The sequence below is a fragment of the Aminobacter aminovorans genome (assembly GCF_900445235.1).
Taxonomy (GTDB): Bacteria; Pseudomonadota; Alphaproteobacteria; order Rhizobiales; family Rhizobiaceae; genus Aminobacter; species Aminobacter aminovorans.
On record NZ_UFSM01000001.1, the window covers coordinates 3,002,400 to 3,028,667 of the forward strand.

The window sequence follows — 26,268 nt, forward strand, 5'->3', positions numbered from 1 at the left end:
CGTCAGCCGCGCCGGAACGGCCCGTGATCCTCGAGATATTCGCCGATCTGGGCGACTTCCCGGCGTTCGCGCTCGAGATATTCGGCGACGGCGCGGCGAAGGCCGGGATGGACGATGTAGTGGGCTGACTGCGTCGTGACGGGGCGATAGCCGCGCGCCAGCTTGTGCTCGCCTTGCGCGCCTGCTTCGACGACCCTGAGCTTGCGTTCGATGGCAAAGTCGATGGCCTGGTGGTAGCAGACCTCGAAATGCAGGAAGGGATGGTCTTCGATGCAGCCCCAGTTGCGGCCGTAGAGCGCATCGGAGCCGATGAAATTGATCGCGCCCGCTATGTAGCGGCCGCCGCGCCTGGCCATGACCAGCAGCACGTCGTCGGCCATGCGCTCGCCGATCAGTGAGAAAAACGTCCGGTTCAGATAGGGCCGACCCCATTTGCGGCCGCCGGTGTCCATGTAGAAAGCGAAAAAATCGTCCCAATGCGCTTCGGTGATGTCCTTGCCGGTCAGGCGTTCGATCGATATGCCTTCGGCCAGCGCCTCGCGTCGCTCCTTCTTCAGCGCCTTGCGCTTGCGCGAGGCCAGCGTGGCGAGAAAATCGTCATAGTTGCCAAAGCCTTCGTTGAAGAAGTGGAACTGCTGGTCGGTGCGGCGCAGGAAGCCCGTATCGGCGAGAATGTCGACTTCGTCCGGCTCGGCGAAGGTTACATGTGCCGATGATACGCCGACGCCTTCGGCGACACTGCGCAGCGCCGTTGCCAGCGCTGCCTTCGTCGCAGTGGCCGTGGCGCCCGGAACAGCCAGCAGGCGAGGGCCGGTCGCGGGCGTGAACGGTATCGAAGCCTGGAGTTTGGGATAGTATCGTCCGCCGGCGCGCTCGAAAGCGTCGGCCCAGCCATGATCGAAGACATATTCGCCCTGACTGTGTGACTTGGCGTAGCAGGCAAGTGCGCCGAGAAAGCTGCCGTCGGCCTTTTCCAGCCGGAGATGGTGGCCTTGCCAGCCGGCCTTGCGCACGGCGCAGCCGGATTCCTCGAGAATGCTCAGAAAATCAAATGAAACAAATGGGTTGTAGGCCGATTCTGAAGTTCTGGACGTGCCCGACAGCCTGTTCCAGTCGTCGCGGCCGAACTCGCTGATGCTTGAGACGACGCGGACGGCATAGCTGCCATCCGCACTCGTCGCCCCGACATCGCTCGCATTGCTCATGCGTTGTTACTTACGCTCGATAACAGCCGTTGCAAGGGTCAGGCTACCGCCAGCGCGTCAGGATCGAAGCCCTCGAATGTCATCTGGTCGGCCTGTGCGAAGGTCGTCCGCACGGCGTCCTGGTCGCGCACCGTCCAGGTTATGACGGGCATGGCGAGCTTGTCGCGCACAAAACTGACAAACCTGTTCGGCAGGTGCGTGACGGAGTAGGACACAAAAGAGATGCCATGTGCCAGCATCGAAAAATGCGCTTCGATCTCGTGATCCAGATCGCCCCAGGCGGTCAGTCCGGCCGGAATGCCCGGCGCATGGCGGGAGAAATCGCGGATCAGCCAGTGATCAAAGGACATGATCGCAGCCTTGCCCTTGTAGTTGCGCAAGGCCGCGGCCACGCGTTCGACGAGCTCGCCATCATGCCCGGGGATGCCCTTGAGCTCGATGACCAGCGGTACGCGCCCGTCGACCAGCTTGAGCATTTCGGCAAGGGTCGGCACGTGATCGGCGGTGCCGCCGACGCGAAGTGCCGCAAGCTCGCGTGTCGTACGCTGCCAGATGAAGCCATCCGTACCCGTCAGCCGGTTCAGGACATCGTCATGAAACACGGCGACGTCGCCATTGGCGGTCAGATGGACATCGCACTCGATGGCAAAGCCGCGCGCCGCTGCGCGCTCAAAGGCGGACAGCGTGTTTTCCCAGCAGGTCTTGTTGAGGTCGTGCAGGCCGCGATGAGCAATCGGGCGGGCGGTCAGCCAGGATAGGTCGGTCATGAGGCCGCTCATTCGTGCTCGATGATGGCTTCGATCTCGACGGCGGCATTCAGCGGCAGCGAGGCGACGCCGACGGCCGAACGCGCATGCTTGCCGCGTTCGCCAAGTGCCGCGACCAGGAAGTCGGACGCGCCATTGGCGACGAGATGCTGCTCGGTGAAGTCGGAGGACGAGGCGACAAAGACGCTGATCTTGACGATGCGACGGATCTTTTCGAGATCGCCAAGGGCTGCCTTTGCTTGGGCGAGGATGTTGACGGCGCACTGCTTGGCCGCTTCCTTGCCGCCTGCAACGTCCACATCTCGGCCAAGCAGGCCGGTGGCGGTGAGCTTGCCATCCTTGAGCGGCAGCTGGCCGGCGGTGAAGACGAGCTTGCCCGATGCCATGAATGGCACATAGTTGGCGGCAGGGGCTGCGGCTGCGGGCAGGGTGATGCCAAGATCACTTAGCCGCTTTTCGATTGTTTCGCCCATCGTCTTTCCTTATCTCTGAGTCTCGGGTGTCGGGTGAGGCTGCGCCGAAACTGCTATGTTTGCCTCGCTTCCGCCACGACTTTTTTTAAGGTGGACCATCATTCAAGGCGGCTTGTCATGGCCGCGCCGATCGGAGCCAGTTTATGCGCGCAAAGCGCCTTGTTCTTCTTTCCACCCTGTCCACCTCGCTGCTGTCTCTGACGCCGGCTGTTGCGGCTCCCGTGCTTGCACCCCATCGCGCCGTCTATGATCTTGTGCTCGACCAGGCCTCCGACCGGTCGGGGATAACAGGTCTTTCCGGCCGGATGGTCTACGAATTCAACGGCTCCGCTTGCGAGGGCTACACGGTCAAGTTCCGTTTCGTGACGCAGATCGCGACCAGCGAGAACACGCGGCTCACCGACCAGCAGACGACCACCTTCGAGGATGGCGAGGGCAAGACCTTCTCCTTCGTCACCAAATCCTTCGTCGACCAGAACCTCGACCGCGAGGTCAAGGGCACGGCGACGCGCGAAGCCAACGGGCTCAAGGTCGCTTTGGAAAAACCGTCGGCAGGCTCTGTCGATCTCGCCAAGACGCAGTTCCCGACCCAGCACCTGGTCGAGCTGATCGACAAGGCCGAGAAGGGCGAGACCTTCTATGAAACGAGCCTGTTCGACGGATCCGAGGACGCCGACAAGGTGATGACCACCACCGTCATCGTCGGCAAGAAGAGCGAGGCGCCTGATACCGATCCGGAGCTTCCCGCGCTCGCGGCACTCGCCAAGGACAAGTTCTGGCCGGTCGACATCGCCTATTTCGATGAGAGCAAGGGCGGCGGCGAGGAAGTGCCGGAGTATCGCATCAGCTTCAAGCTGCACGAGAACGGCCTGACGCGCGACCTGGTGATGGATTACGGCGACTTCTCGATGACCGGCAAGCTGGTCAACCTGTCTCTGTTTCCAGTGCCGCAAGGCGAATGCAAGCCGTAGGCCGCTATCGTGGCGGTCTATGTCGATGCGGCAATCTGGAAGTGGGTGGGCCACCGCTGGTGCCACCTGCTGGCCGACGACACTGACGAACTGCATCGCTTTGCCGCCCAGCTGGGCCTGAAGCGATCCTCCTATCAGGGGCCGCCCAAGACCTCGGCGCCGCATTACGACATCACCGGCTTCGAGCGTGACCGTGCCGTGCGTCTTGGTGCGATCGAATGCAGCCGCGACGAGATCGTGGCGGTGTTTCGCCGCGTCCGCGTGCGCAACTTCAAGCGCCGGGAGCCGAAAGTGGCCGAGAAGCAGGTGGAACAGGAACCCAGCATATCGCGCTGGGCTGCCGGCAGCTGAGCCTTTTGTCCCAGGGCAGGGAATCGCCGTCGAAAACCCTGCTGCCGCATCGTACCGCTGGAGCAGTTGCAGGCTTCTGGTGGCACGCTGAAGCTCAGAAAGCCTCGTTTTCCCAGGCAATCCGGCCAGTCCCGGGGTTGCGCTCACCGGCCAATACGTCTATATGCCGCCGCATTCCACACACGGACTTCGGTTTCTGCCCGGGAGAAATCCGGCTGAGACCCCCCGGTGGCGTTTAGAGCAATATCGCTGGAAGCGTCATGGTCCGTGGAGGCTAACCGGATAAGGAAATAACGATGGCACTGCCTGATTTCAGCATGCGCCAGCTTCTCGAAGCTGGTTCTCACTTCGGCCACCAGACCCACCGCTGGAACCCGAAGATGGCGCCCTACATCTATGGCGCCCGTAACAACATCCACATCATCGACCTGTCGCAGACGGTTCCGCTGCTGCACCAGGCTCTCAAGCAGGTTTCGGACGTCGTTTCGCGCGGCGGTCGCGTGCTGTTCGTCGGCACCAAGCGTCAGGCTTCGGACATCGTTGCTGACGCAGCGCAGCGTTCGGCCCAGTATTACGTCAACTCGCGTTGGCTCGGCGGCATGCTGACCAACTGGAAGACGATCTCGAACTCGATCCAGCGCCTGCGCAAGCTCGACGAGCTGCTCGCTGGCGAAGCCCACGGCTTCACCAAGAAGGAGCGCCTGAACCTCGAGCGCGAGCGCGAGAAGCTGGACAAGGCCCTTGGCGGCATCAAGGACATGGGCTCGACGCCGGACCTGATGTTCGTCATCGACACCAACAAGGAAGCCATCGCCATCCAGGAAGCCAAGCGTCTTGGAATTCCGGTCGTCGCGATCATCGATTCGAACTGCGATCCGGACAAGATCGACTTCCCGATCCCCGGCAACGACGACGCCGCCCGCGCCATCCAGCTCTATTGCGATCTGGTTGCCAAGGCTGCGATCGACGGTATCGCCCGCCAGCAGGGCGCGCTTGGCGTCGACATCGGCGCTTCGGCTGAAGTCCCGGTCGAGCCTGCGCTCGACGCGACTCCGTCGACTGAAGCGCCCCAGGCGTAATCGCGAAGGCCGGGCAACCGGCCTTCCTTTTCAGGATTGGGCGCAATCAGCGCCGGCGTTCGGCGCATCATCGAACCCTCGGTGGTGCGCTCGCGCATTTTGAAGCAAAGAGGCCACAATGAGCATTTCGGCAGCACAGGTTAAGGAACTCCGCGAACTTTCGGGCGCGGGCATGATGGATTGCAAGGCGGCTCTCACCGAGACCGGCGGCGACATGGAAGCTGCGGTCGACTGGCTGCGCAAGAAGGGCATCTCCAAGGCCGACAAGAAGGCCAGCCGCACCGCGGCCGAGGGTCTGGTCGGCGTTGACGCCGGCGTACGTGAAGCCGTCGTCGTCGAAGTCAATTCGGAAACCGACTTCGTTGCCCGCAACGCGGCCTTCCAGGAAATCGTCGCCAACGTTTCGAAGGTCGCACTTGCCTATGGCGACACCGACGCCGTTGCCGCTGCGAAGTATCCGGGTTCGGACAAGTCCGTTGCCGATACCATCAAGGATGCTGTCGGCACCATCGGCGAGAACATGAGCTTCCGCCGTTCGGTCAAGCTGTCGGTTTCCGAAGGCGTCGTTGCGACCTACGTCCACAACGCGGTTGCCGACAACCTCGGCAAGCTCGGCGTGCTGGTCGCGATCGAGACCGCCGGCAACCACGATGCGGCTCGCGCCTTCGCGCGCCAGGTCGCCATGCACGTTGCTGCGACCAACCCGCTGGCCCTGACGCCCGACGAAGTCGATGCTTCGGCTGTCGAGCGTGAAAAGTCGATCTTCGCCGACCAGGCCCGCCAGTCGGGCAAGCCGGAAAACATCATCGAAAAGATGGTCGAAGGCCGCATGCGCAAGTTCTACGAGGAAGTCGTGCTGTTGAAGCAGGCTTTCGTGCTCAACCCCGACCTGACGGTCGAGGCAGCACTGAAGGACGCTGAAAAGCAGATCGGTGCGCCGGCAAAGATCAGCGGCTACGTCCGCTTTGCGCTCGGTGAAGGCATCGAGAAGGAAGAGAGCGACTTCGCAGCTGAAGTTGCCGCTGCCGTTAAGGGCTAAAATATAGCGCTGCATCAAGCGCTTCCTGAGGATAGCCGAAGGGCGCCGCGTGACATCGCGGCGCCCTTCGTGTATCGGAACCCAAATTCAACAGCCTCGAGGAACCCATGACCGACAAGCCGCTCTACCGGCGCGTACTGCTTAAGGCGTCGGGTGAAGCCCTGATGGGCGAGCAGCATTTCGGCATCGACGTTTCTGTTGTCGACCGCATTGCCAGCGACATCGCCGAAGCGAGGGCGCTCGGCGTCGAAGTCGGCGTGGTCATTGGCGGCGGCAACATCTTCCGCGGCGTGGCCGTTGCTTCCAAGGGCGGCGATCGGGTCACCGGCGACCACATGGGTATGCTTGCCACCATCATCAATTCGCTCGCCCTGCGCACGTCGCTGCACAAACTCGGCGTCGATGCCGTGGTGCTTTCGGCCATCGCCATGCCCGAACTGTGCGAGAGCTTCTCGCAGCGCCAGGCAACCGCCTACATGGATGCCGGCAAGGTCGTGATCTTTGCCGGCGGCACGGGCAATCCTTTCTTCACCACCGATTCGGCAGCTGCCCTGCGTGCCGCCGAGATCGGCGCCGATGCGCTGTTCAAGGGCACCCAGGTCGACGGTGTCTACTCGGCCGATCCCAAGAAGGATCCTGCCGCGACGCGCTTCGAGCGCATCACGCATGCTGAAGTCATCACAAAAGGCCTGTCCATCATGGATACGGCCGCGATTGCTCTTGCGCGCGAAAACAACATCCCGATAATCGTCTATTCGATCCATGAAAAAGGCGGGTTCGGCGAAATATTGAAAGGTGGCGGTCGCTGCACGATTGTTGCGGACGCCTGACGATTGGAACGATGGCCCCGTAACAGGGACCAAGGAGACTGCAATGAGCACGGACTACAGCGATCTACAGCGCCGCATGGAAGGCGCCATCAACGCTTTCAAGCACGACCTCGCCTCGCTGCGCACGGGCCGTGCCTCGAGCAACTTGCTCGACCCGATCCACGTTCAGGCCTATGGCTCGTCGATGCCGCTCAACCAGGTGGCGACGGTGTCGGTGCCCGAGCCGCGCATGATCTCGGTCTCGGTCTGGGACAAGTCGATGGTCGGTGCGGTTGATCGTGCGATCCGCGAATCGAACCTCGGTTTCAACCCGATCGTCGACGGTACCAACCTGCGCATTCCGCTGCCGGAGCTCAACGAGCAGCGCCGCAAGGAACTGGTCAAGATCGCCCACACCTATGCCGAGAACGCCAAGGTCGCCACGCGCCACGTGCGCCGTGACGGCATGGATGCGCTCAAGAAGGCCGAGAAGGATGGCGACATCAGCCAAGACGACCAGCGCGTCCAGTCGGACAAGGTCCAGAAGCTGACCGACGACACGATCAGCCAGATCGACAGCCTGCTCGCAGGCAAAGAAGCCGAGATCATGCAAGTCTAAGGCAGCCGCACGGCCTGCTCGAAAGCGAACGGATGACTACGCCCGCGCATGTCGCGATCATCATGGACGGCAACGGTCGCTGGGCAAAGGCCCGCGGCCTGCCGCGCGTTGCGGGGCATCGTGCCGGCGTCGAGGCGCTGCGCCGGACTGTTCGCGCGGCGTCAGACCTTGGTATCTCCTGGTTGACCGTCTACGCCTTCTCCTCGGAGAACTGGTCGCGGCCCAAGTCCGAGGTCACGGACCTGATGGGGCTGCTCAAGATCTTCATTCGGCGCGATCTTGCCGAGCTTCACAACAGCGGCGTGCGTGTCCAGATCATCGGCGACAGGGCAACGCTGCAGCCTGATATCCGCAGCCTGCTGGAGGAAGCCGAGACGCTGACATCAGGCAACGACGCGCTGACGCTGGTCATCGCCTTCAACTATGGCGGGCGCGACGAGATCGCGCGCGCCGCCCGCCGGCTGGCGGAAGCGGTCAAGCGTGGCGACATCGCCGCCGAGCAGATCACGCCTGAGCTGTTTGCCGAGGAGCTCGACACGTCGGGCATTCCCGATCCCGACCTGGTCATCCGCACCAGCGGCGAAATCCGCCTGTCGAATTTCCTGCCCTGGCAGTCGGCCTACAGCGAACTCATATTCCAGCCTTGCTACTGGCCGGATTTTACCCGTGAGCATCTCGCCGACGCCTTGCGTGAATATACCGGCCGCGAACGCCGCTTCGGCGGCCTTGCCGCCCGCGACGTCGCCTCGTGATCTTGCCATGAGCAATCTTCAGCTCCGGACAATTTCAGCGATCGTGCTGGCGGCCGCGGTGCTGTTGCTCACCTGGCTGGGTGGCCTGCCGTTCAGGATGCTGACCGCAGCAATCGCGCTTGCCATCTTCTACGAATGGTCGCGCATGTCGCGGCCAAACAGCGAAACCGGCTGGGCCGGCGGCAACCTCAACATGCTGCCCGAAGTGCTCATCCTGATGTTCGCTGGCGCCCTGGTCGCCGGCATTCCGGCACTTGCGCTGATCATCCTGGCCGCTGTCTTCACGCTCATCCTGTGGGGGCTGGGAAAGCTGCGCGGAGCAGGGGCGTGGGAAGCTGCGGGGTTTGGCTACGCAGCGCTCTCCGGGCTTTCACTTGCCCTGCTGCGCGGCAACGAGGCATCAGGCCTGATCGCCATTCTGTTTCTGTTCGCGGTCGTCTGGGCGACCGACATCTTTGCCTACTTCGTCGGCCGCAAGGTCGGCGGCCCAAAGCTGGCGCCGGCCATTTCGCCCGGCAAGACTCGCAGCGGCGCGATTGGCGGCGCTGTCGGCGGCGTTGTCGCCGGGCTTGTGCTCGCCAACTTTGCCGGAACCGGCAACCTGTTCATCCTGGCGGTGATCGCCCTGATGCTTTCGGTGATCTCGCAAGCAGGCGACCTGTTCGAATCATGGGTCAAGCGCCGACATGGCTACAAGGATTCGGGTTCGCTGATTCCCGGCCATGGCGGGGTGATGGACCGTGTCGATGGGCTTGTCGCGGCTGCATTTGCCCTATACGTCATCGGCTGGATGTCCGGCTCCGCCGACCATCCGGCTCAGGGATTGTTTCCCGCCTGAGCGACCAAGTTGCGAGGCGCAAGCCTCGGGCAAGGCGCGGTGCCTCATTTGAGGCGCCATGGTATCTGGTTGAGGGCTTGATTTGAGCGAGTATCTTCCCGCGTTCCTGACTACGGATGGTCTCCTGATCGGCACCATCGTGCCGTTCCTGTTCGTGCTCACCATCGTGGTGTTCGTGCACGAGATGGGCCACTATCTGGTCGGCCGCTGGTGCGGGATCGGTGTAAAGGCCTTTTCGATCGGCTTTGGTCCGGAGTTGCTCGGCTTCAACGACCGTCGTGGCACGCGCTGGAAGCTCTGCGCCATTCCGCTGGGCGGCTATGTGAAGTTCGTCGGCGACATGAGCGTCACCAGCAAGCCGGACAGCAGCGAGGATGACAATCTCAGCGATGCCGAGCGCAAGATCGCCTTCCACACCCAGCCGGTCTGGAAGCGCGCGGCGACGGTGTTTGCCGGCCCTCTGTTCAATTTCCTGCTGACGATCGCCGTCTTCACCGTGCTGTTTTCGGCTTATGGCCGCTACGTCATGGAGCCGACGGTAGCCGAGGTGCGCGCCGCGAGCCCGGCCGCGAATGCCGGCATCCAGCCAGGCGACCGATTCGTCAGCGTCGACGGCCAGCCGGTGGAAACCTTCTCCGACGTCCAACGCATCGTCTCGGGACGCGGCGGCGATCCGCTCGCCTTCGTGATGATGCGCGACGGCAAGGAGGTGACCGTCACCGCCACGCCTGAAATGATGGAGCAGAAGGACGCCCTCGGCAATTCGGTCAAGGTTGCGGTCATCGGCGTCGTCAACAATGAAGAGCTCGGCCAGCCACGGTTGATCAGCTACAGCCCGGGCGGCGCCTTCGTGCAGGCGGTTTCCGAAACCGGGCATATCATCGAGCGGACCGGCCAGTTCCTGAAGCGATTCGTCGTTGGCCGCGAGGACAAGTGCCAGCTCGGCGGACCGGTCAAGATTGCCGACATGGCGGGCAAGGCGGCCCAGCTGGGCTTCGTCTGGCTGGTGCAATTGGTTGCACTTTTGTCGGTCGGCATCGGTTTTCTCAACCTTCTGCCGATTCCTCCACTCGACGGCGGCCACTTGGCGTTCTATGCAGTTGAAGCTGTCATCAGGCGCCCTGTTTCCGAGCGGGCGATGGAGGCTGTATATCGAGTGGGGATGATTCTCGTGCTGGCGTTTATGGGCTTCGTTTTCTGGAACGACCTGTTTGGCTGCTGAAATCATGAAGAAATTTTGGGCCTGCAAGGGGTCCGTTGAGGGAGCGTTTACCATCCGGGGCAGTATGCGTGACGCGAAAGTCACGCTCGCCGGGGAAGTAAGGGCAAATTAACCAGAAGCCTTGCGTGTAGGGAAAATCCAGTTATTACGGTACGGGAAATTACCGCGACGTCCGGTTTTCTCGCCGTGGGGACTTCGAGAAAAGGTTGTAAAGGCCGATTATGAAGGCAGCATCTAAGTTTGCGAGCGCCGCGTCCGCGGTTGCTCTTTCCGCCGCTCTGGCCATTCCAGGCGCAGTGGCGGTCCAGTTTGTTGCCGTGTCAGCCGCGCAAGCGGCGGTGGTCAACCGGGTCGAAGTGCGCGGCAATCAGCGCGTCGATGCGGATACCGTCCGCAACTACATCTCCATCAAGCCCGGCAAGTCGTTTTCGAACACCGATATCGACGACGCGGTGAAGGCGCTGTTCGGCAGCGGCCTGTTCTCCGACGTCCGGATCAACCAGGTCGGCTCGACGCTCGTCGTCCAGGTTTCCGAATATCAGGTCGTCAACAACGTGCTGTTCCAGGGCAACAAGAAGCTCAAGGACGCGGCACTCGGCGGCGCCATTCAGCTCAAGCCGCGCGGCGCGTTCTCGCAGGCCGCTCTCGAGGCTGACGCGCAGTCGATCAAGGAAGCCTACAAGCGTGTCGGCCGTGACGACGTCACCGTCGGCACCAAGATCATGGATCTCGGCGAAAACCGCGTGAACGTGGTGTTCGAGATCAATGAAGGCGGCCGGACCAAGATTGCTGCGATCAACTTCGTCGGCAACGACGCCTATGGCGACCGCCGTCTCGCTGACGTCATTTCGACCAAGCGCTCGTCGTTCCTGTCGTTCATGCTTCGTGACGACATCTATGACGAAGACCGTCTGCGCGCTGACGAAGAGGCGCTGCGCCGCTTCTACTTCAATCACGGCTATGCCGACTTCCAGGTCGTCTCTGCCTTCGGCGAGCTCGACGAGGCGACCAACCAGTACACGATCACGATCACCGTTGACGAAGGTCAGCGCTACACGTTCGGCGACGTGTCGGTCGAGAGCAGCATTCCCGAGGTCGATGGCGCGAGCCTGCAGCGTCTCGTCGAGACGCGCAAGGGCGACGTCTACAACGCCAAGGACGTCGAAGATTCGATCATCGCGATCACCGAAAACGTTGCCGGCGCTGGCTATGCCTTCGCCAAGGTGACGCCGCGCGGTGACCGCAACTTCGAAAGCCGCACGATCTCGGTTGTCTACACCGTCGACCAGGGCACCAAGGCCTATGTCGAGCGCATCGAAATCCGCGGCAACGAACGCACCCGCGACTTCGTGATCCGTCGCGAATTCGACGTCTCCGAAGGCGATGCCTTCAACCAGGTGCTGATCCAGCGCGCCAAGAAGCGCCTTGAGGCGCTGAACTTCTTCGAGCGCGTCGAAGTCTCGACCGCTCCCGGCTCGCAGCCCGACCAGGTCGTGCTGGTTGTCGATCTGGTCGAGAAGTCGACCGGCGAGTTCTCGATCGGCGCCGGCTATTCGACCGGTGGCGACAATGCCGGCCCCTCGGTGGAAGGCTCGATCACCGAGCGCAACTTCCTCGGCCGCGGCCAGTTCATCAAGTTCTCCGCCGGTGGCGGCAAGAACTCGCGCGACTACAGCTTCTCGTTTACCGAACCATATTTCCTCGGTCGCCGTATCGCTGCCGGCTTTGACGTCTATCGTCAGACCCGCAAGTACGACGATAAGTACGACAGCGATGTCACCGGCGGTACCATTCGCTTCGGACTGCCGATCACGAACAATATTTCGACGCAGCTGGCCTACAATCTCTCCCAGGAGAAGTATGAGCTGAACGACAAGTGCGATACTGACGGCAACGGCATTCCAGATGCCTCCTGTTCGGTTTCGCCGGCCATCATCGATGGCATCGCCAACAGCCCGTGGATCAAGTCGTCGGTCAGCGGCACTCTGGTCTACAACACCATCGACGACATGAAGAACCCGCATAACGGCATCTATGCCAACTTCACGACCGAAGTGGCGGGCCTCGGCGGCGATGCGAAGTTCGTCAAGTTCACGGGCCGGGCGAGCTACTATCAGACGCTTTCGGAAGAGCTTGACATCGTTGGTCTCGTTTCTGCCGGTGCCGGCCATATCCAGGGCTTCGGCGACGACGGCCTGCGTGTCTTCGATCACTTCAAGAACAACGATCGCATGATCCGCGGCTTCGAGTACAACGGTATCGGACCCTACGACAAGAACGGTGGCGACCACCTCGGCGGCACGACCTACTTCAATGCCTCCGCGGAAGCACAGTTCCCGATCCCGGTTGTCCCGGAGAGCTTCGGCCTGCGTGGCGCTGTCTTCGCGGATGCCGCGACGCTCTATGGCAGCAAGGTTGATGTCGCGGGCACGAATATCGTGTCGACAGACATGGAATTGCGCGCCTCTGTCGGTGTCGGCCTGCTGTGGGCTTCGCCCTTCGGTCCGCTGCGTATCGATTATGCCGTGCCGGTCAAGAAGCTGGACACCGACAATACGCAGGAATTCAACTTCGGCATTTCGACCCGCTTCTAATTGCGTGGTACAACGTTTCCGGGCCGTCACGGCCCGGAAACTCTTTGCCCGGCTTGGCTGGAACAGCATTTCATGACGGATCCGGTATTTTTTGTGCCGTCACGCCGCTACTCGGTGGGCGAGGTGGCCGGCCTTACCGGCGCGACGCTCGTCGACCCCAAACATTCCGAAATCGCCATCTCGACCATCGCAGCTGCAAGCAGCGGTGGCGATGGCGCTTTGGTATTTGTCGACGGCAAGCGCAATGCAGCACCGCTCAAGTCGCTGCATGCGGCGGCGGTTCTGTGTACGGCCGATGTCGCCGACCTTGTCCCTGATGGCATCGCCATTCTGGTTTCGCCACGTCCACAGCAGGCCTTCGCCCGTATCGGCAGGCTGCTTTATCCCGACGCCGAGCGTCCGGTGGGGGTGAGCAGCGAAACTGGCATTTCGCCATTCGCGCATATCGATCCGACCTCCCATGTCGAGGCGGGCGCTGTCATCGAGGCTGGCGTGGTGATCGGTCCGAACGCGGCTGTCGGCAGCGGGACTGTGGTATCCGCTCATGCGGTCATCGGTCGTTCGACCCAGATCGGCCGCGATTGTTATGTCGGTCCGCACAGTTCGATCCAATATGCATTGATCGGCAATGGCGTGATCATCCACGCCGGCGCCCGCATCGGCCAGGATGGCTTTGGTTTCGCCGGCGGTGCGCGTGGTCCTGAACGCATCCCGCAGATCGGCCGCGTCATCATCCAGGACAATGTCGAGATCGGCGCCAATGCGACGGTCGATCGTGGCGCGATGTCGGACACGATCATTGGCGAAAACACCAAGATCGACAATCTCGTCCAGATCGCTCACAACGTGCGCATTGGCCGCAATTGCGTTATTGCAGGGCTAACGGGTATTTCCGGCTCGGTCGTCGTCGGCGACAACGTGATGATGGGCGGTGGCGTCGGCCTGGCCGATCACCTGAACATCGGATCGGGGGCGCAACTGGCGGCGCGCAGCGGCCTGATGCATGACGTGCCCGCAGGTGAGGTATGGGCAGGATTTCCTGCAAAACCGATGAAGTTGGCAATGCGCGAGTTCGCTTTGATCAGAAAAATGGCCTTGGGAAAACCAAAGGGGGGTGGGAGCAGTGACTGACCAGGCTACCAAGACGCTCGAAGCCGTCGATATCCTCGGCCTGCACAAGCTGCTGCCGCATCGCTATCCGTTCCTGCTGATCGATCGCATCGTCGACATCGACGGTGACGATTCCGCTGTCGGCATCAAGAACGTCACCTTCAACGAGCCGCATTTCCAGGGCCATTTCCCCGGACATCCCGTCATGCCTGGTGTGCTGATCATCGAGGCCATGGCGCAGACGGCGGGTGCCATCTGCCTGCGGCTCGTCGTCGATGAGACGCCGTCGCTGGTGTATCTGATGACGGTCGACGGCGCGAAGTTCCGCAAGCCGGTCGTGCCGGGCGATCAGCTTCGCATTCACGTCAAGAAGATCAAGAAGCGCGGCAACATCCTGAAGTTCGCCTGCGACGCGCAGGTCAATGGCGCCACCGTCGCGGAAGCAGAGGTGGCTGCGATGATGGTGCCCAAGGAATAAGCAACGCTCCATGACCGAAACCTATATTCATCCCGCCGCTGTCGTCGAAGCCGGCGCACAACTGGGTGCGGGCGTGCGCGTCGGCCCGTTCTGCCATGTCAGCGCCGAGGCCGTCATCGGCGACCGTGTCGAGCTGATGAGCCATGTCGCGATCATGGGTGCTACGACGCTGGGTGAGGGCTGCACGGTCTTTCCGCAGGCAACGCTTGGCGCAGCGCCCCAGAACAACAAGCACAAGGGCGGTCGCACGACGCTCGTGGTCGGCAAGAACTGCACGATCCGCGAAGGTGTGACCATGCATGTCGGCACCGACACCAGTCGAGGTGCCACGACCGTCGGCGACAACGGGCTGTTCCTCGCCTATGCGCATATCGCGCATGACTGCATCGTCGGCGACAACGTTACCATGGCCAATGTCGCGACCCTCGGCGGCCACGTCGAAGTCGGCAACAACGTCACGCTTGGTGGCCTGTGTGCGGTCCATCAGATGACGCGTATCGGTCACCATGCCTTTGCCGGCGGTGGCGCGATCATTGATGGCGACATCATCCCGTATGGCATGGTGATGGGCAATCGCGCCCGCCTGCGCGGGCTCAACGTCATCGGCATGCGCCGCTCCGGCCTGCCGCGCGCCGAGATCTTCGCCTTGCGCAAGGCCTACAAGATGATCTTCGACCCAACCCGTTCGGTGGCCGAGAGCATCCCGCTAGTCGAACGCGAATTCGCCGGCTCGCCTATCGTGCGTGACGTCCTGGATTTCATCCAGGCGCGCGGCAAGCGCCACTTCACCGTGCCGCCGCTCAGAAACGCCGTCGCCGAAGACGCCGCCGATGACGAAGGCTGAGGGCGGAAAGAGGATCAACCTTTCCGCGGCCGACCGGGTTGCAGTCGTTGCCGGCAGCGGTCGGCTCCCGGTCAATGTCGCCGACAGCCTCGCCGAGGCCGGGCACAAGCCTTTCATCGTTCTGATTGACGGTGAGACCGATCCCGGCACCAGCCTCTGGAGCTATGCCGGCGAGCGGCTTGCCATCGAGCAGTTCGCCTCGCTGATGCCTTTGCTCAAGCGCCACGACATCACCCATTGCGTGCTTGCCGGTGGCATCAGCCGTCGCCCGGTGTGGCGGGCCATTCGCCCCAGCATCGCCCTGCTGCGTGTCCTGCCGCGCGCGCTTGCAGCGCTTGCCCGCGGCGACGACGGCCTGCTGCGCATCCTGGTCACGACTATTGAGGAAAATGGCATCAAGGTCGTCGGGGCACATCAGGTCGTTCCGGAGCTGCTGGCCGTGGCCGGCAGCATGGGCGCGCTGGCGCCCCAGCAGAGTGACTGGGCCGACCTTCGGGCTGGCCAGGAGGCCGCACGCACGATCGGTGCGCTCGATGTCGGCCAGGCGGCAGTTGCCATCGGCGGGCGCGCCATCGCACTCGAAGGCATCGAGGGCACAGACCTGTTGCTCGAACGCGTGCGCGAGCTACGCGACAATGGCCGCATTGCCGGGCGAAAGCGCGGCGTTCTGGTGAAATGCGCCAAGCCGAACCAGGAACTGCGTGCGGACTTGCCGACAATCGGCCCGGCAACGGTCGACGCTGCGCATGCAGCGGGTCTTGCCGGGATCGGCATCGAGGCCGGACGCTCGCTGGTGCTCGACTATGGCGAGGTGGTCGAACGCGCCGACAGGCTCGGCCTGTTCGTCATCGGCCTGTCCGGCGAGGGAAACGAGCGATGACCCAGCCACCGCTCAAGATTGCCATCGTCGCGGGCGAGGAGTCGGGCGACCTGCTGGGCGCCGATCTGGTGCATGCGCTGCAGCGCTTGAGCGGGCGCGAGGTCAGGCTTGTCGGCACTGGCGGCCGGCATCTGCAGGAGCTTGGCCTGTCGCCGCTGTTCAATGCCAGCGAGATCGCATTGATGGGACTGACGGCGGTCATTCGCGACCTGCCGCGCCTGATCAGGCGGATCGGCCAGACCGCCCGTTTCGTCGCAGCCGAAAAGCCGGATTGCCTCGTGACGATCGACAGCCCGGATTTTTCGCTGCGCGTTGCCAGGAAGGTGCGGGCGCTCGATCCCACTATTCCAATCATCCATTACATCTGCCCGAGCGTCTGGGCCTGGCGACCGGGACGGGCCAAGGCGATGAAGCCGCATGTCGACGAGGTGCTGTGCATCCTGCCGTTCGAGCCGGCCGAACTGGAGCACCTGGGCGGCCCGCATGGTACATTTGTCGGCCATCGCCTGGCGACCGATCCGGGCATCGCCATTGCCGCGGCGATGCAGGAGGGAAAGGCCAATCCGGTGCCTGACCGCGAGAAGACGCTTCTGCTTTTGCCGGGATCGCGCCGCAGCGAAGTGCGCAGCCTGATCGGTCCATTTGGCGAGACCGTTTCGATCCTGCGCGCACGCGGCCATCGTATGCGGCTGCTCTTGCCGACGGTGCCGCATGTCGCTGGCCTTGTCGAAGAGGCCGTGTCAGCCTGGCCGCAAAAGCCGGAGATCATTCTGGATCCGCAGCATAAATGGCAGGCCTTTGGCGAAGCCGACGCAGCCCTGATCGCATCGGGCACGGTAGCTCTGGAACTCGCGCTCGCCGGCGTGCCGATGCTTTCTTCCTACAAGCTCGACACGCTGGCGCGAATGATCCAGAGCATGGTCACTGTCTGGAGCGCGGCACTGCCCAACCTGATTGCCGACCGGCCGGTGGTGCAGGAGAACTACAACGAATATGTGCGCCCACAATGGATGGCGCGCTATGTCGAAGGCCTGTTCGAGGACGGCAGCCTTCGCCGTTGGCAAAAGGATGGTTTCGCCGAAATCTCCAGGCGCATGGCGACCGAGCGGCCGTCCGGCGAGATCGCGGCCGAAGCAGTTCTCAAACACATCGCCAAATGAAAACACCCGCCTGGGCAATGGCCTGGCGGGTGTTTTTCAAGTCGTTCGCCGCTTCAAGCTGCGACGGCGCCGCGTGCCCGAATGGACGCGGCGCTTTGAGGCCTAGCGCTTGGCGATCGGCACGTAGTCGCGTTCGGTGGCGCCGGTGTAGAGCTGGCGCGGGCGGCCGATCTTCTGGCGCGGATCCTCGATCATTTCCTTCCACTGCGCGATCCAGCCGACGGTGCGGGCAAGCGCGAACAGCACGGTGAACATGGTGGTCGGGAAGCCCAGCGCCTTCAGCGTGATGCCGGAGTAGAAGTCGATGTTCGGGTAGAGCTTCTTTTCGATGAAGTACTCGTCGGTCAGTGCGATGCGCTCGAGCTCCATCGCGACGTCGAGCATCGGATCGTCCTTGATGCCGAGCTCGCCCAGAACCTCATGCGTGGTCTTCTGCATGATCTTGGCGCGCGGGTCGTAGTTCTTGTAGACGCGGTGACCGAAGCCCATCAGGCGGAACGGGTCGTTCTTGTCTTTGGCGCGGGCAACGAACTCGGGAATGCGGTCGACATGGCCGATCTCGCTGAGCATGTTGAGCGCCGCTTCATTGGCGCCGCCATGTGCGGGGCCCCACAGGCAGGCGATGCCGGCGGCGATGCAGGCGAACGGATTGGCGCCCGACGAGCCGGCGAGACGCACGGTCGAGGTCGAGGCGTTCTGCTCGTGGTCGGCGTGCAGGATGAAGATACGCTCCATGGCGCGGGCCAGCACTGGGTTGACCTTATATTCCTCGCACGGCACGGCAAAGCACATGTGCAAGAAGTTGGCTGCGAAGTTCAGTTCGTTCTTGGGATAAATGAACGGCTGGCCGATATGGTACTTGTAGGCCATCGCGGCAATCGTCGGCATCTTGGCGATCAGGCGGATCGAAGCGACCATGCGCTGGTGCGGATCCGAAATGTCGGTCGAGTCGTGATAGAAGGCCGACAGCGCGCCGACCACGCCGCACATCACCGCCATCGGGTGCGCGTCGCGACGGAAGCCAGTGAAGAAGCGCGACATCTGCTCATGCACCATGGTGTGGCGCGTGATGCGGTAGTCGAAGTCGTCCTTCTGAGCCTTGGTCGGCAGTTCGCCGTAGAGCAAGAGGTAGCAGACCTCGAGGAAGTCGCCGTGCTCGGCGAGTTGGTCGATCGGATAGCCGCGGTGCAGCAAGACACCGGCGTCGCCGTCGATGAAGGTGATTTCCGATTCGCAGCTTGCGGTGGAGGTGAAGCCCGGGTCGTAGGTGAAGGCGCCCGTCGTTGCGTAGAGCGATGCGATGTCGATCACATCCGGTCCGACCGTTCCGCCGCGGACCTTGAACTCGTGGGTCTGGCCGCGGAACTCCAGTTTGGCGGTCGAATCAGTCATCGCATACTCCTTAGTGCTGAGTTGCCGCCTTGCGCGGCGCAATCGTCATAACAAGGCAACCCATTAGGCCCGGAACGCTTGAACTCGCTTCCCAGCTTTCCCGCTGCTATCAAATTGACCTGTTGCCGCAATGTTGCACCGCAACAGCCTCATTTCAATGCAAAACTAGGAAAGCACTGCTGACCTAATCGATTTGATCAAAAATGCGGGCTAGACTTTCGTCGCGCCCTAGAACGGCAAGAACGTCGAACACTCCGGGAGAGGTGCTCCTGCCCGTCAGGGCAGCGCGCAAGGGCTGCGCCACCCCACCCAATTTCAGGTTTTCACGGCCGGCAAATTCGCGGATCGCGGCTTCGGCATTGGCTGCAGACCAGTCGCCAGCAGCAACCGTTGCAAGCGCCGTATGCGCGCCCCTCAGAATGTCCTTGGCCGGACCGGCGAGCAGGCCGGCGGCCTTGTCGTCGAGCGGCAGCGGGCGCTGGGCAAACAGAAAGCCTGCGCCGTCGGCCAGTTCGATCAGCGTCTTGGCGCGCTCCTTGAGGCCGGGCATGGCGGCGAGCAACTGGGCCTTGCGCGTGTCGTCGAGCCCGCCGAGGATGGCATCGCCGCCGGGCAGATAGGGCAAGGTGGCAACGAAGATGTCGAACAGCTTCTGGTCGTCCATCTGGCGCATGTGGACGCCGTTCAGCGCCTCGAGCTTGGCAAAGTCGAAGCGTGCCGCGCCCTTGTTGACGTCCTCGATCGCGAACCAGCCGATCATGTTCTCGATGCTCATCACCTCGTCGTCGCCATGGCTCCAGCCGAGGCGGGCGAGATAGTTCAGCAGAGCCTCGGGCAGGTAACCCATGGCGCGATATGCATCGACGCCGAGCGCGCCGTGGCGCTTGGACAGCTTGGCGCCATCCGCGCCATGGATCAGCGGGATATGGGCCATCACAGGCACGTCCCAGCCCATGGCGTTGTAGATGACGGTCTGGCGCGCGGCGTTGGTCAGGTGGTCGTCGCCACGGATGATGTGGGTGACGCCCATGTCGTGATCGTCGACGACAACCGCATGCATGTAGGTCGGAACCCCGTCCGAACGCAGGATGATGAAATCGTCGAGATCCTTGTTAGGAAAGCGCACGTCGCCCTGCACGCGGTCGAGCACCAGCGTCTCGCCGTCCTGCGGCGCCTTGATGCGGATGACCGGCTTGACACCAGCCGGCGCCTCGGACGGGTCGCGGTCGCGCCAGCGGCCATCATAGCGCGGCGGCTTGCCCTCGGCGCGGGCCTTTTCGCGCATCTCGGTCAGCTCTTCCTGCGAGGCGTAGCAATAATAGGCCTTGCCCATGCGCACGAGCTCTTCGGCCACCTCGCGATGGCGCGGCGCACGCTCGAACTGCGAGATCGGCTCACCCTCCCAGGTCAGGCCGAGCCAGGTCAGGCCCTCGAGGATCGCGGCCGTTGCGGCGTCGGTCGAGCGCTCGCGGTCGGTGTCCTCGATACGCAGCAGCATGGTGCCGCCGGTGTGGCGGGAATAGAGCCAGTTGAAGAGAGCGGTACGCGCGCCACCAATGTGCAGATAGCCGGTGGGCGAGGGGGCAAAGCGGGTGACGACAGGCATGGCGATTTCCAAGGGAGGCAGGGCGCTTGGCCGAAACCGGCGGCGCATGGTGTTTGTGTGCGGTTGATGTAGCATAGAAGGTCTGGGGCGCAAGGGGCAGGCCCGATGGGCGACCGCGTGCGGGAGGGGCAAGCCGGTAACAATCCGGTGGTCGAGGCCAGCGAGCGCGACTTGCTGGCCCTCCCAGTCACGCCTGCCGTTACGTGGACACCACCATCTCCGCCCGAGAGAGATGCTGCTCCTGACGCCGATGCATCACCGTTTCAGCGAGGACACCAGTCCTGGCTACGGCAAGGATCGCAATTGCTGGTCGGTCACCGGATAACCGCACGATCCACTCTGGCTTCGATCGAAACGGAACTCGACCGCGGTGCGGCGTTCCTGCTTCTTCCGGTTTTTCTGGCCGCTGGTGCGCTGGTGTATTTTGCTCTTCCGAGCGAACCGGATGTCGCGCCGCTCGTCGCGATGTCTGCGTTACCGGCCGTGCTCGCCTTCGTTTCGCGCGGACGACGGCTTGTCCACTATGCGCTCGCAGCTGTCGCCGCCTTCATGCTTGGCACGGCCGTTGCCAAGTTCGAGACGCTGCGAATGGCGACCAAAGTGGTGGGCGCCGAAATCTCGACGGCCATCACCGGACGCGTCGTCGGCATCGACAATCTGGGCAACGCTCGGGTGCGGCTGACGCTCGACGTTCTGGCGACCGCGCGCCCTGTATTGCGTTTTGCGCCTGAGCGGGTGCGGCTCACTGCCCGCAAGATTCCTGAGGGTGTCATGGCGGGTTCCGAGGTGACGGGGTATGTCAGGCTGATGCCGCCGTCCGGGCCTGTGCGGCCGGGCAGCTATGATTTTTCCTTCGAAAGCTACTTCGACGGCATCGGCGCCAGCGGGTTTTTCATGAAGGGGCCGGAACTCGGCGTAACCACGCAGCCACCGTCGGTCAGCGAACGTGCCTTCGCTTCGGTAGAGAATTTGCGTGAAAAGATCGCCCAGCGCATTCGCGAACGCATCGGCGGGCCGGAGGGTGAAATCGCGGCCGCCTTGATGGTCGGTGTGCGCGGTGGCATTCCCGACGACGTCAACGAGGCGCTGCGGCGTACCGGGCTTTATCACATCATCTCGATCTCGGGCCTGCACATGGCAATGGTCGCGGGAACCATCATGCTGCTGATGCGGCTGTCCTTCGCTGCCTTTCCCGCCTTCACCTCATGCCGGCCGGTCAAGAAATATGCGGCAGGTGCTGCCCTGGCTGCGACCGGAGGCTATCTGTTCATTTCCGGCGCCGAGGTCGCGGCGCAGCGCAGTTTCATCATGCTGGCGGTGATGCTGACGGCAGTGCTGTTCGATCGCGCAGCACTCACCATGCGCAACCTCGCAATCTCCGCCGTCGTGGTGATCCTGATCTCGCCCCATGAGGTCGTCGGGCCGAGCTTTCAGATGTCGTTTGCCGCCACAGCCGCCCTTGTCAGTGCCTATGCCTGGTGGTCTGAAAGGCGGGAAGAACAAGCGATGCCGGTCGTCCAAAGGTCGCTGCCGTCGAAGATCTGGCACTGGTCTGCGGCAGTTGCGGTCGGCCTCGTCGCGACCTCGGTGATTGCCGGGCTGGCGACCAGCGTGTTCGGCGCCTGGCATTTTCAACGCGTATCGCCGCTCAGCCTGTTCGCCAATCTTGCAGTCACGCCGCTTGTGTCGGTCCTGGTGATGCCTTTCGCGGTCATGGCAGGGATTTTCATGCCGCTCGGGCTCGACGGCCTCTTCCTCGACACGATGGGGGCCGGCCTGAAAGGAATGATTGGCATCGCCACGTGGTTCTCGGCATATTCGCCGGTCGACGCGGTTGGCCTTGTTTCGCCGCATGCAGTGCTGCTGTTCACCGCAGCACTCGTCATTGCGTCGACGGCGACGACCTGGCTGCGCATAGCGGCACTGCCCTTCGCTGCCCTAGGACTGCTGATGGTGGTGGAAACGGAAACGCCAGACGTCCTCGTTTCGGAAGACGGCCGCCTCGTCGGCGTGCCGGTCGGCGGCGGCAAGCTGGCCGTCAATCGCGCCCGGCCGAACCAATTCACCGTCGACAACTGGCAGCGCGCGCTGATGGCCGAAACTGTCGTCAGCCCGGCACGCCCGGCGATGGATCGCGCCGCCGGTACGGACAATTCATCCGACCCGAGTGCGAAAAAACCGTCAGTGAATGTCGCGGCCGCAGGAAACTTCGTCTGCGGCGAGGAACTCTGTGCTGTCCAAGGAGCGGCGGGCGAGCGGATCATCCATGCGGCGAATGCTGAAGCCGCTGCACGTGCCTGCGACAGCGCGGATTTCATCGTGGTCGACGATGCCACGGCCGGCGGAATCTGCTCCGGGGCGACGTCGACCGCGCCTGTTGTGCTTACCAAGCGCGAACTGGCGCGCCTCGGCAGTGCCGCGATATTCATCACGCATCAGACAGCAAGCAGCCTGAAGATCGACATTCGCCACGCCGTGCCAGAACCCTACCGCCCGTGGCACATCCAGCGCCAGTTCTCACGCGAAGCACGGGGACTGGCGTCCTACAAGCGTGCCGAGAGACCTCCGAAAGCGCCGACGGCGCAACCTACGGTACAGCCAGAGAGGCCGACACCCGCCCCAACGCAGTCACCAGCAGCGTCACCATAGCCAAGCGCAGATCGGCCGGGTAGCGGATTGCGGTCGGCATACTGAACAGTCACAGACGGTAGTCAAAGCCGCCCTTCGATGTTTGCAGTCCGCAATCTCCGAAAATCAGTAGCGGCGGATCAGTCCGACAAGCTTGCCCTGCACCTTGACCCTGTCGGGCCCGAAGATGCGGGTTTCGTAAGCGGGATTGGCGGCCTCGAGTGCGATCGAGGCGCCCTTGCGGCGGAAGCGCTTGAGCGTCGCTTCCTCATCGTCGACAAGGGCGACGATGATCTCGCCCGGATTGGCCGTGGTCGAACTGCGGATGACGACAGTGTCGCCGTCGAAGATGCCGGCCTCGATCATCGAGTCGCCCTTGACCTCAAGCGCGTAATGCTCGCCGCCCATGATCATGTCAGGCGGCACTGAAATCGAATGGGTCTTGTGCTGGATGGCGTCGATCGGCACACCGGCCGCGATGCGTCCCATGACGGGAATGGCAACCGCCGATGCAACATCGTCGTCATTGCCGGCCGACATGCTGCGTGAAGGATCCGGTTTGCGTCCAAGGCTGCCCTCGATGACGCTGGGCGAGAACTTCCTCGCCGCGTTCAGGCCTGGCGCGATGGAATCGGGCAGGCGCAGCACTTCGAGTGCACGGGCCCGGTTGGGCAGGCGCCTGATGAAGCCGCGCTCTTCCAGAGCTGTGATCAGGCGATGGATGCCGGACTTGGAGGCGAGGTCGAGTGCTTCCTTCATCTCGTCGAACGACGGCGGAATGCCCGCCTCCTTCAGCCGCTCGTGGATGAATAGCAAAAGCTCGTGTTGTTTGCGCGTCAGCATCGCCACCCCCGAGGAATCAGAAGAAAAACAAACCCAGAACAAACACTATATGTTCCAGTTGTGTTCCGCAACCGTTGATATTTCGTGAAGGCTGGAGGCGCTTGCTTCAGCGAAGCATCATCACCTGGCAGGCGCTGCCGGCATCGATCGCCGGTGCGAAGGGCGCCCGCACGATGGCGCAGTTGGCGGCGGCCAGCGTGCGCAGCATCGAGGAATCCTGGACCAGGTAAGGCGTGACGACGAGACCCTCAGAGGTTTCACGCGCGGCCGCACGGACGAAATCCTGGCGCAGATCATTGGCGGCCATTGCCGTGTCGAGAATGCCCGTGCGCATGTCGTGCGAATAGGAACGTCCACCGAGCTTCGCCACCAAGGGCTTCAGGAAGATCTGCGAGCAGATCAGGCTGGCGACCGGATTTCCCGGCAGGCCGACGCAGCGGCTGGCGCCAAGCCGGCCGAACATCAGCGGCTTGCCGGGCCGCATGGCGATTTTCCAGAAGTTGAGAGCCATGCCGAGATCGGTGAGGACTCGATGGACGAGGTCATGGTCGCCGACCGAAGCACCGCCCAGCGTGACGATCACGTCAGCGTCCGCTGCGAGCGCCTTCGCCACCAATGCGGCGATTGCCTCGGTGCGGTCAGCGGCGATGCCGAGATCGAGCACGCGCGCGCCGACCGATTGAACGATCGCCGCGACACCATAGGCGTTGGAGGCAATGATCTGATCGGGTCCGGGGTTGCTGCCCGGCGGCAGCAGTTCGTCCCCGGTGGCGATGATGGCTACCAGAGGTGCCCGTAGCACTTCGACGCCGGGATGGTTGGCAGCCGCGATCAGCGAGAGCGCTGCCGGGTCGAGCACGCGTCCGGCATCCAGAATGAGGTCGTCCTGCTTGAAGTCGAGACCCCTGGCGCGGATATTGCGGCCGGCACTCGTCGGCTCGACCACCTCGATCTCGCCATCGCCGAGATCGCGAACGTTCTCCTGAATGACGACGGTATCAGTGCCTCGAGGTACCGGTGCTCCGGTGAAGATGCGGACGCATTCGCCTGGACAGACGGTGCCCGTGAACTGCTTGCCGGCGGGTGCCTGGCCGATGACCTTGAGACGCGCCGGCAGCGAAGCGATGTCGGCGGCCTGCACCGCGTAGCCGTCCATTGCGGATGCATCAAAGGGCGGCTGGGTGCGCAGGGCATGCAGCGGCGCCGACAGAACCCGACCCGCGGCCTGGGCAAGAGCAACAGTCTCCGTGCAGCGCGGCTCAGCACCGTCGAGCAGGCGCGCCAGGGCGTCGGCGACGGGCAGCAGGGCCATCTATTCAGCCGCCTTGTAGTCGCCGGACTTGCCGCCGGTTTTTTCGACCAACCGGATGCCCGAGATCACCATGCCGCGATCGGCGGCCTTTGCCATGTCGTAGATGGTCAGGCAGGCGACCGACGCTGCGGTCAGCGCCTCCATCTCGACGCCGGTCTTGCCGGTGACACGGGCGAGCGCCGTCACCCGCAGGCCGGGCAGGGCCTCGTCAGCTTCGATCTCGACCGAAACCTTGGTCAAAAGGATCGGATGGCAGAGCGGCACGAGCTCATGCGTGCGTTTGGCCGCCATGATGCCGGCGATGCGCGCGGTGCCGAGAACGTCGCCCTTCTTGGCGTTGCCCGACAGGATCAACGCCAGTGTCTCCGGGCGCATCACCACATGGCCTTCGGCAATTGCCGTGCGTGTCGTCTCGGCCTTGTCGCCGACGTCGACCATGTTGGCCTCGCCGGTGGCGCCGATATGGGTGAGGGTGGTTGCCATGTCAGGCGCTTGCCAGCGTTGCGCCATCGAGCAGCGCGCGCGTCGCCGACGTCACGTCGGCCTGCCGCATCAGGCTTTCGCCGACGAGGAAATTGGAGATGCCGGATTTCTGCAGACGCAGGCAATCGGCATGGGTGAAGATGCCGCTTTCGCCGACCAGCAGCCGATCTGCCGGCACCTTCGGCGCCAAGCGCTCCGAGGTATCGAGGCTGACCTCGAATGTGCGCAGGTTGCGGTTGTTGATGCCGAGCAGCCGCGACCTGAGCTTCAGCGCACGTTCCGTTTCTTCTTCGTCGTGGACCTCGACGAGCACGTCCATGCCGAGTTCGAAAGCCTCATCCTCGAGCCGCCTGGCGTCGTCGTCGCTCAGGCTCGCCATGATGATCAGGATCGCATCCGCGCCCCAGGCGCGAGCTTCGTGCACTTGGTAGGGCTCGAACATGAAGTCCTTGCGCAATGCCGGCAAGGCGCAGGCGTCGCGCGCGGTGGTCAGGAACTCCGGTGCACCCTGGAAAGAAGGCGTGTCGGTCAGCACCGACAGGCAGGCAGCGCCGCCGTCGGCATAGGCCTTGGCGAGTGCCGGCGGATCGAAGTCGGGACGGATCAGTCCTTTGGACGGGCTCGCCTTCTTGATCTCTGCGATCAGGCCAAAGCGGCTTTCACGGTGCCTGGCTTCGAGTGCCGCGAGAAAGCCGCGCGGCTTTGCGACGTCGCGGGCGCGCGCCTTGAGCTCGGCGAGTGGCAGCAGCGCCTTTGCTGCTGCGATCTCGTCGCGCTTGTAGGCTTCGATGCGGCGCAGGATATCGGCCATGT

24 protein-coding genes and 1 pseudogene are annotated in these 26,268 nt (G+C 63.1%); 16 read left to right on the forward strand and 9 right to left on the reverse strand.

What is annotated here, in order from left to right:
* Window positions 1-2: 2 nt before the first annotated feature.
* The 3 genes from DY201_RS14805 to DY201_RS14815 are packed head-to-tail and all read right to left on the reverse strand — an operon-like array spanning window position 3 to window position 2,445.
* Entirely contained in the window at window positions 3-1,205 is a 1,203-nt protein-coding gene (locus DY201_RS14805) for a GNAT family N-acetyltransferase (RefSeq protein WP_115731848.1), read from the reverse strand.
* 38 nt (window positions 1,206-1,243) lie between these two features.
* Window positions 1,244-1,972 (reverse strand): glycerophosphodiester phosphodiesterase, encoded by a 729-nt coding sequence (locus tag DY201_RS14810; protein WP_115733809.1) that lies wholly within the window; start codon window positions 1,970-1,972, stop codon window positions 1,244-1,246.
* 8 nt (window positions 1,973-1,980) lie between these two features.
* Complete coding sequence (locus DY201_RS14815) at window positions 1,981-2,445, reverse strand: RidA family protein (protein WP_115731849.1); 465 nt, start codon at window positions 2,443-2,445, stop codon at window positions 1,981-1,983.
* Window positions 2,446-2,588: 143 nt separating this feature from the next.
* Here DY201_RS14815 and DY201_RS14820 point away from each other — a divergent pair, with 143 nt between their 5' ends.
* The 15 genes and pseudogenes from DY201_RS14820 to lpxB all read left to right on the forward strand — a co-directional run bounded on the left by DY201_RS14820 (window position 2,589) and on the right by lpxB (window position 17,191).
* Window positions 2,589-3,416, forward strand: coding sequence for a cell envelope integrity EipB family protein (locus tag DY201_RS14820; RefSeq protein WP_115731850.1), 828 nt, complete (start codon window positions 2,589-2,591; stop codon window positions 3,414-3,416).
* A gap of 9 nt (window positions 3,417-3,425) precedes the next feature.
* Window positions 3,426-3,698: pseudogene (locus DY201_RS14825) on the forward strand (DUF4031 domain-containing protein); the annotation flags it as partial.
* A 365-nt stretch (window positions 3,699-4,063) separates the two neighbouring features.
* Entirely contained in the window at window positions 4,064-4,846 is a 783-nt protein-coding gene (rpsB, locus tag DY201_RS14830; protein ID WP_115731852.1) for a 30S ribosomal protein S2, read from the forward strand.
* 118 nt (window positions 4,847-4,964) lie between these two features.
* Complete coding sequence (tsf, locus tag DY201_RS14835; protein WP_115731853.1) at window positions 4,965-5,885, forward strand: translation elongation factor Ts; 921 nt, start codon at window positions 4,965-4,967, stop codon at window positions 5,883-5,885.
* A gap of 107 nt (window positions 5,886-5,992) precedes the next feature.
* On the forward strand, window positions 5,993-6,715 hold the full coding sequence (pyrH, locus tag DY201_RS14840) for a UMP kinase (protein WP_067962395.1): 723 nt from the start codon (window positions 5,993-5,995) through the stop codon (window positions 6,713-6,715).
* A 43-nt stretch (window positions 6,716-6,758) separates the two neighbouring features.
* On the forward strand, window positions 6,759-7,313 hold the full coding sequence (gene frr / locus DY201_RS14845; RefSeq protein ID WP_067962393.1) for a ribosome recycling factor: 555 nt from the start codon (window positions 6,759-6,761) through the stop codon (window positions 7,311-7,313).
* Window positions 7,314-7,345: 32 nt separating this feature from the next.
* Entirely contained in the window at window positions 7,346-8,065 is a 720-nt protein-coding gene (locus DY201_RS14850; RefSeq protein WP_115731854.1) for an isoprenyl transferase, read from the forward strand.
* Window positions 8,066-8,072: 7 nt separating this feature from the next.
* A complete protein-coding gene (locus DY201_RS14855; RefSeq protein ID WP_115731855.1) occupies window positions 8,073-8,903 on the forward strand; it encodes a phosphatidate cytidylyltransferase in 831 nt (276 codons plus the stop codon).
* An 82-nt stretch (window positions 8,904-8,985) separates the two neighbouring features.
* Window positions 8,986-10,125: an RIP metalloprotease RseP gene (gene rseP, locus DY201_RS14860; protein WP_115731856.1), complete on the forward strand. Its 1,140-nt coding sequence runs from the start codon at window positions 8,986-8,988 to the stop codon at window positions 10,123-10,125.
* Window positions 10,126-10,346: 221 nt separating this feature from the next.
* A complete protein-coding gene (gene bamA, locus DY201_RS14865) occupies window positions 10,347-12,719 on the forward strand; it encodes an outer membrane protein assembly factor BamA (protein ID WP_115731857.1) in 2,373 nt (790 codons plus the stop codon).
* 72 nt (window positions 12,720-12,791) lie between these two features.
* On the forward strand, window positions 12,792-13,850 hold the full coding sequence (gene lpxD, locus DY201_RS14870; RefSeq protein ID WP_115731858.1) for a UDP-3-O-(3-hydroxymyristoyl)glucosamine N-acyltransferase: 1,059 nt from the start codon (window positions 12,792-12,794) through the stop codon (window positions 13,848-13,850).
* The gene (fabZ, locus tag DY201_RS14875) at window positions 13,843-14,307 is read left to right on the forward strand and encodes a 3-hydroxyacyl-ACP dehydratase FabZ (protein WP_115731859.1); all 465 of its coding nucleotides are present in this window, start codon (window positions 13,843-13,845) and stop codon (window positions 14,305-14,307) included. Before lpxD ends, fabZ begins: the two co-directional genes overlap by 8 nt.
* A gap of 10 nt (window positions 14,308-14,317) precedes the next feature.
* On the forward strand, window positions 14,318-15,151 hold the full coding sequence (gene lpxA, locus DY201_RS14880; RefSeq protein WP_115731860.1) for an acyl-ACP--UDP-N-acetylglucosamine O-acyltransferase: 834 nt from the start codon (window positions 14,318-14,320) through the stop codon (window positions 15,149-15,151).
* Complete coding sequence (locus tag DY201_RS14885) at window positions 15,138-16,031, forward strand: LpxI family protein (protein WP_115731861.1); 894 nt, start codon at window positions 15,138-15,140, stop codon at window positions 16,029-16,031. The genes lpxA and DY201_RS14885 overlap by 14 nt, the downstream gene beginning before the upstream one ends.
* Entirely contained in the window at window positions 16,028-17,191 is a 1,164-nt protein-coding gene (gene lpxB / locus DY201_RS14890; protein ID WP_115731862.1) for a lipid-A-disaccharide synthase, read from the forward strand. The genes DY201_RS14885 and lpxB overlap by 4 nt, the downstream gene beginning before the upstream one ends.
* A 102-nt stretch (window positions 17,192-17,293) precedes the next feature.
* Here lpxB and gltA read toward each other — a convergent pair whose 3' ends face one another.
* On the reverse strand, window positions 17,294-18,583 hold the full coding sequence (gltA, locus tag DY201_RS14895) for a citrate synthase (protein ID WP_115731863.1): 1,290 nt from the start codon (window positions 18,581-18,583) through the stop codon (window positions 17,294-17,296).
* 184 nt (window positions 18,584-18,767) lie between these two features.
* Complete coding sequence (gene gltX / locus DY201_RS14900) at window positions 18,768-20,195, reverse strand: glutamate--tRNA ligase (RefSeq protein WP_115733810.1); 1,428 nt, start codon at window positions 20,193-20,195, stop codon at window positions 18,768-18,770.
* Window positions 20,196-20,606: 411 nt separating this feature from the next.
* On the opposite strand from gltX, the gene DY201_RS14905 reads away from it, so the two are divergent.
* On the forward strand, window positions 20,607-22,838 hold the full coding sequence (locus DY201_RS14905) for a ComEC/Rec2 family competence protein (protein ID WP_245432002.1): 2,232 nt from the start codon (window positions 20,607-20,609) through the stop codon (window positions 22,836-22,838).
* A gap of 105 nt (window positions 22,839-22,943) precedes the next feature.
* On the opposite strand, the gene lexA is transcribed toward DY201_RS14905, so the two are convergent.
* The 4 genes from lexA to trpC form a co-directional block, all read right to left on the reverse strand.
* Complete coding sequence (lexA, locus tag DY201_RS14910) at window positions 22,944-23,660, reverse strand: transcriptional repressor LexA (RefSeq protein WP_115731865.1); 717 nt, start codon at window positions 23,658-23,660, stop codon at window positions 22,944-22,946.
* 106 nt (window positions 23,661-23,766) lie between these two features.
* Entirely contained in the window at window positions 23,767-24,972 is a 1,206-nt protein-coding gene (locus DY201_RS14915) for a molybdopterin molybdotransferase MoeA (RefSeq protein WP_115731866.1), read from the reverse strand.
* Entirely contained in the window at window positions 24,973-25,455 is a 483-nt protein-coding gene (moaC, locus tag DY201_RS14920; protein ID WP_115731867.1) for a cyclic pyranopterin monophosphate synthase MoaC, read from the reverse strand.
* Between the two features lies 1 nt (window position 25,456).
* Window positions 25,457-26,266, reverse strand: a complete 810-nt coding sequence (gene trpC, locus DY201_RS14925; protein ID WP_115731868.1) for an indole-3-glycerol phosphate synthase TrpC — start codon at window positions 26,264-26,266, stop codon at window positions 25,457-25,459.
* Window positions 26,267-26,268 lie beyond the last annotated feature (2 nt).

What these genes read in the sequence shown, in the direction of transcription:
- DY201_RS14805 (WP_115731848.1), bottom strand. Translation starts at nt 1,205, where the DNA reads ATGAGCAATGCGAGCGATGTCGGGGCGACGAGTGCGGATGGCAGCTAT.
- DY201_RS14810 (WP_115733809.1), bottom strand. Translation starts at nt 1,972, where the DNA reads ATGACCGACCTATCCTGGCTGACCGCCCGCCCGATTGCTCATCGCGGC.
- DY201_RS14815 (WP_115731849.1), bottom strand. Translation starts at nt 2,445, where the DNA reads ATGGGCGAAACAATCGAAAAGCGGCTAAGTGATCTTGGCATCACCCTG.
- DY201_RS14820 (WP_115731850.1), top strand. Translation starts at nt 2,589, where the DNA reads ATGCGCGCAAAGCGCCTTGTTCTTCTTTCCACCCTGTCCACCTCGCTG.
- rpsB (WP_115731852.1), top strand. Translation starts at nt 4,064, where the DNA reads ATGGCACTGCCTGATTTCAGCATGCGCCAGCTTCTCGAAGCTGGTTCT.
- tsf (WP_115731853.1), top strand. Translation starts at nt 4,965, where the DNA reads ATGAGCATTTCGGCAGCACAGGTTAAGGAACTCCGCGAACTTTCGGGC.
- pyrH (WP_067962395.1), top strand. Translation starts at nt 5,993, where the DNA reads ATGACCGACAAGCCGCTCTACCGGCGCGTACTGCTTAAGGCGTCGGGT.
- frr (WP_067962393.1), top strand. Translation starts at nt 6,759, where the DNA reads ATGAGCACGGACTACAGCGATCTACAGCGCCGCATGGAAGGCGCCATC.
- DY201_RS14850 (WP_115731854.1), top strand. Translation starts at nt 7,346, where the DNA reads ATGACTACGCCCGCGCATGTCGCGATCATCATGGACGGCAACGGTCGC.
- DY201_RS14855 (WP_115731855.1), top strand. Translation starts at nt 8,073, where the DNA reads ATGAGCAATCTTCAGCTCCGGACAATTTCAGCGATCGTGCTGGCGGCC.
- bamA (WP_115731857.1), top strand. Translation starts at nt 10,347, where the DNA reads ATGAAGGCAGCATCTAAGTTTGCGAGCGCCGCGTCCGCGGTTGCTCTT.
- lpxD (WP_115731858.1), top strand. Translation starts at nt 12,792, where the DNA reads ATGACGGATCCGGTATTTTTTGTGCCGTCACGCCGCTACTCGGTGGGC.
- lpxA (WP_115731860.1), top strand. Translation starts at nt 14,318, where the DNA reads ATGACCGAAACCTATATTCATCCCGCCGCTGTCGTCGAAGCCGGCGCA.
- DY201_RS14885 (WP_115731861.1), top strand. Translation starts at nt 15,138, where the DNA reads ATGACGAAGGCTGAGGGCGGAAAGAGGATCAACCTTTCCGCGGCCGAC.
- lpxB (WP_115731862.1), top strand. Translation starts at nt 16,028, where the DNA reads ATGACCCAGCCACCGCTCAAGATTGCCATCGTCGCGGGCGAGGAGTCG.
- gltA (WP_115731863.1), bottom strand. Translation starts at nt 18,583, where the DNA reads ATGACTGATTCGACCGCCAAACTGGAGTTCCGCGGCCAGACCCACGAG.
- lexA (WP_115731865.1), bottom strand. Translation starts at nt 23,660, where the DNA reads ATGCTGACGCGCAAACAACACGAGCTTTTGCTATTCATCCACGAGCGG.
- DY201_RS14915 (WP_115731866.1), bottom strand. Translation starts at nt 24,972, where the DNA reads ATGGCCCTGCTGCCCGTCGCCGACGCCCTGGCGCGCCTGCTCGACGGT.
- moaC (WP_115731867.1), bottom strand. Translation starts at nt 25,455, where the DNA reads ATGGCAACCACCCTCACCCATATCGGCGCCACCGGCGAGGCCAACATG.
- trpC (WP_115731868.1), bottom strand. Translation starts at nt 26,266, where the DNA reads ATGGCCGATATCCTGCGCCGCATCGAAGCCTACAAGCGCGACGAGATC.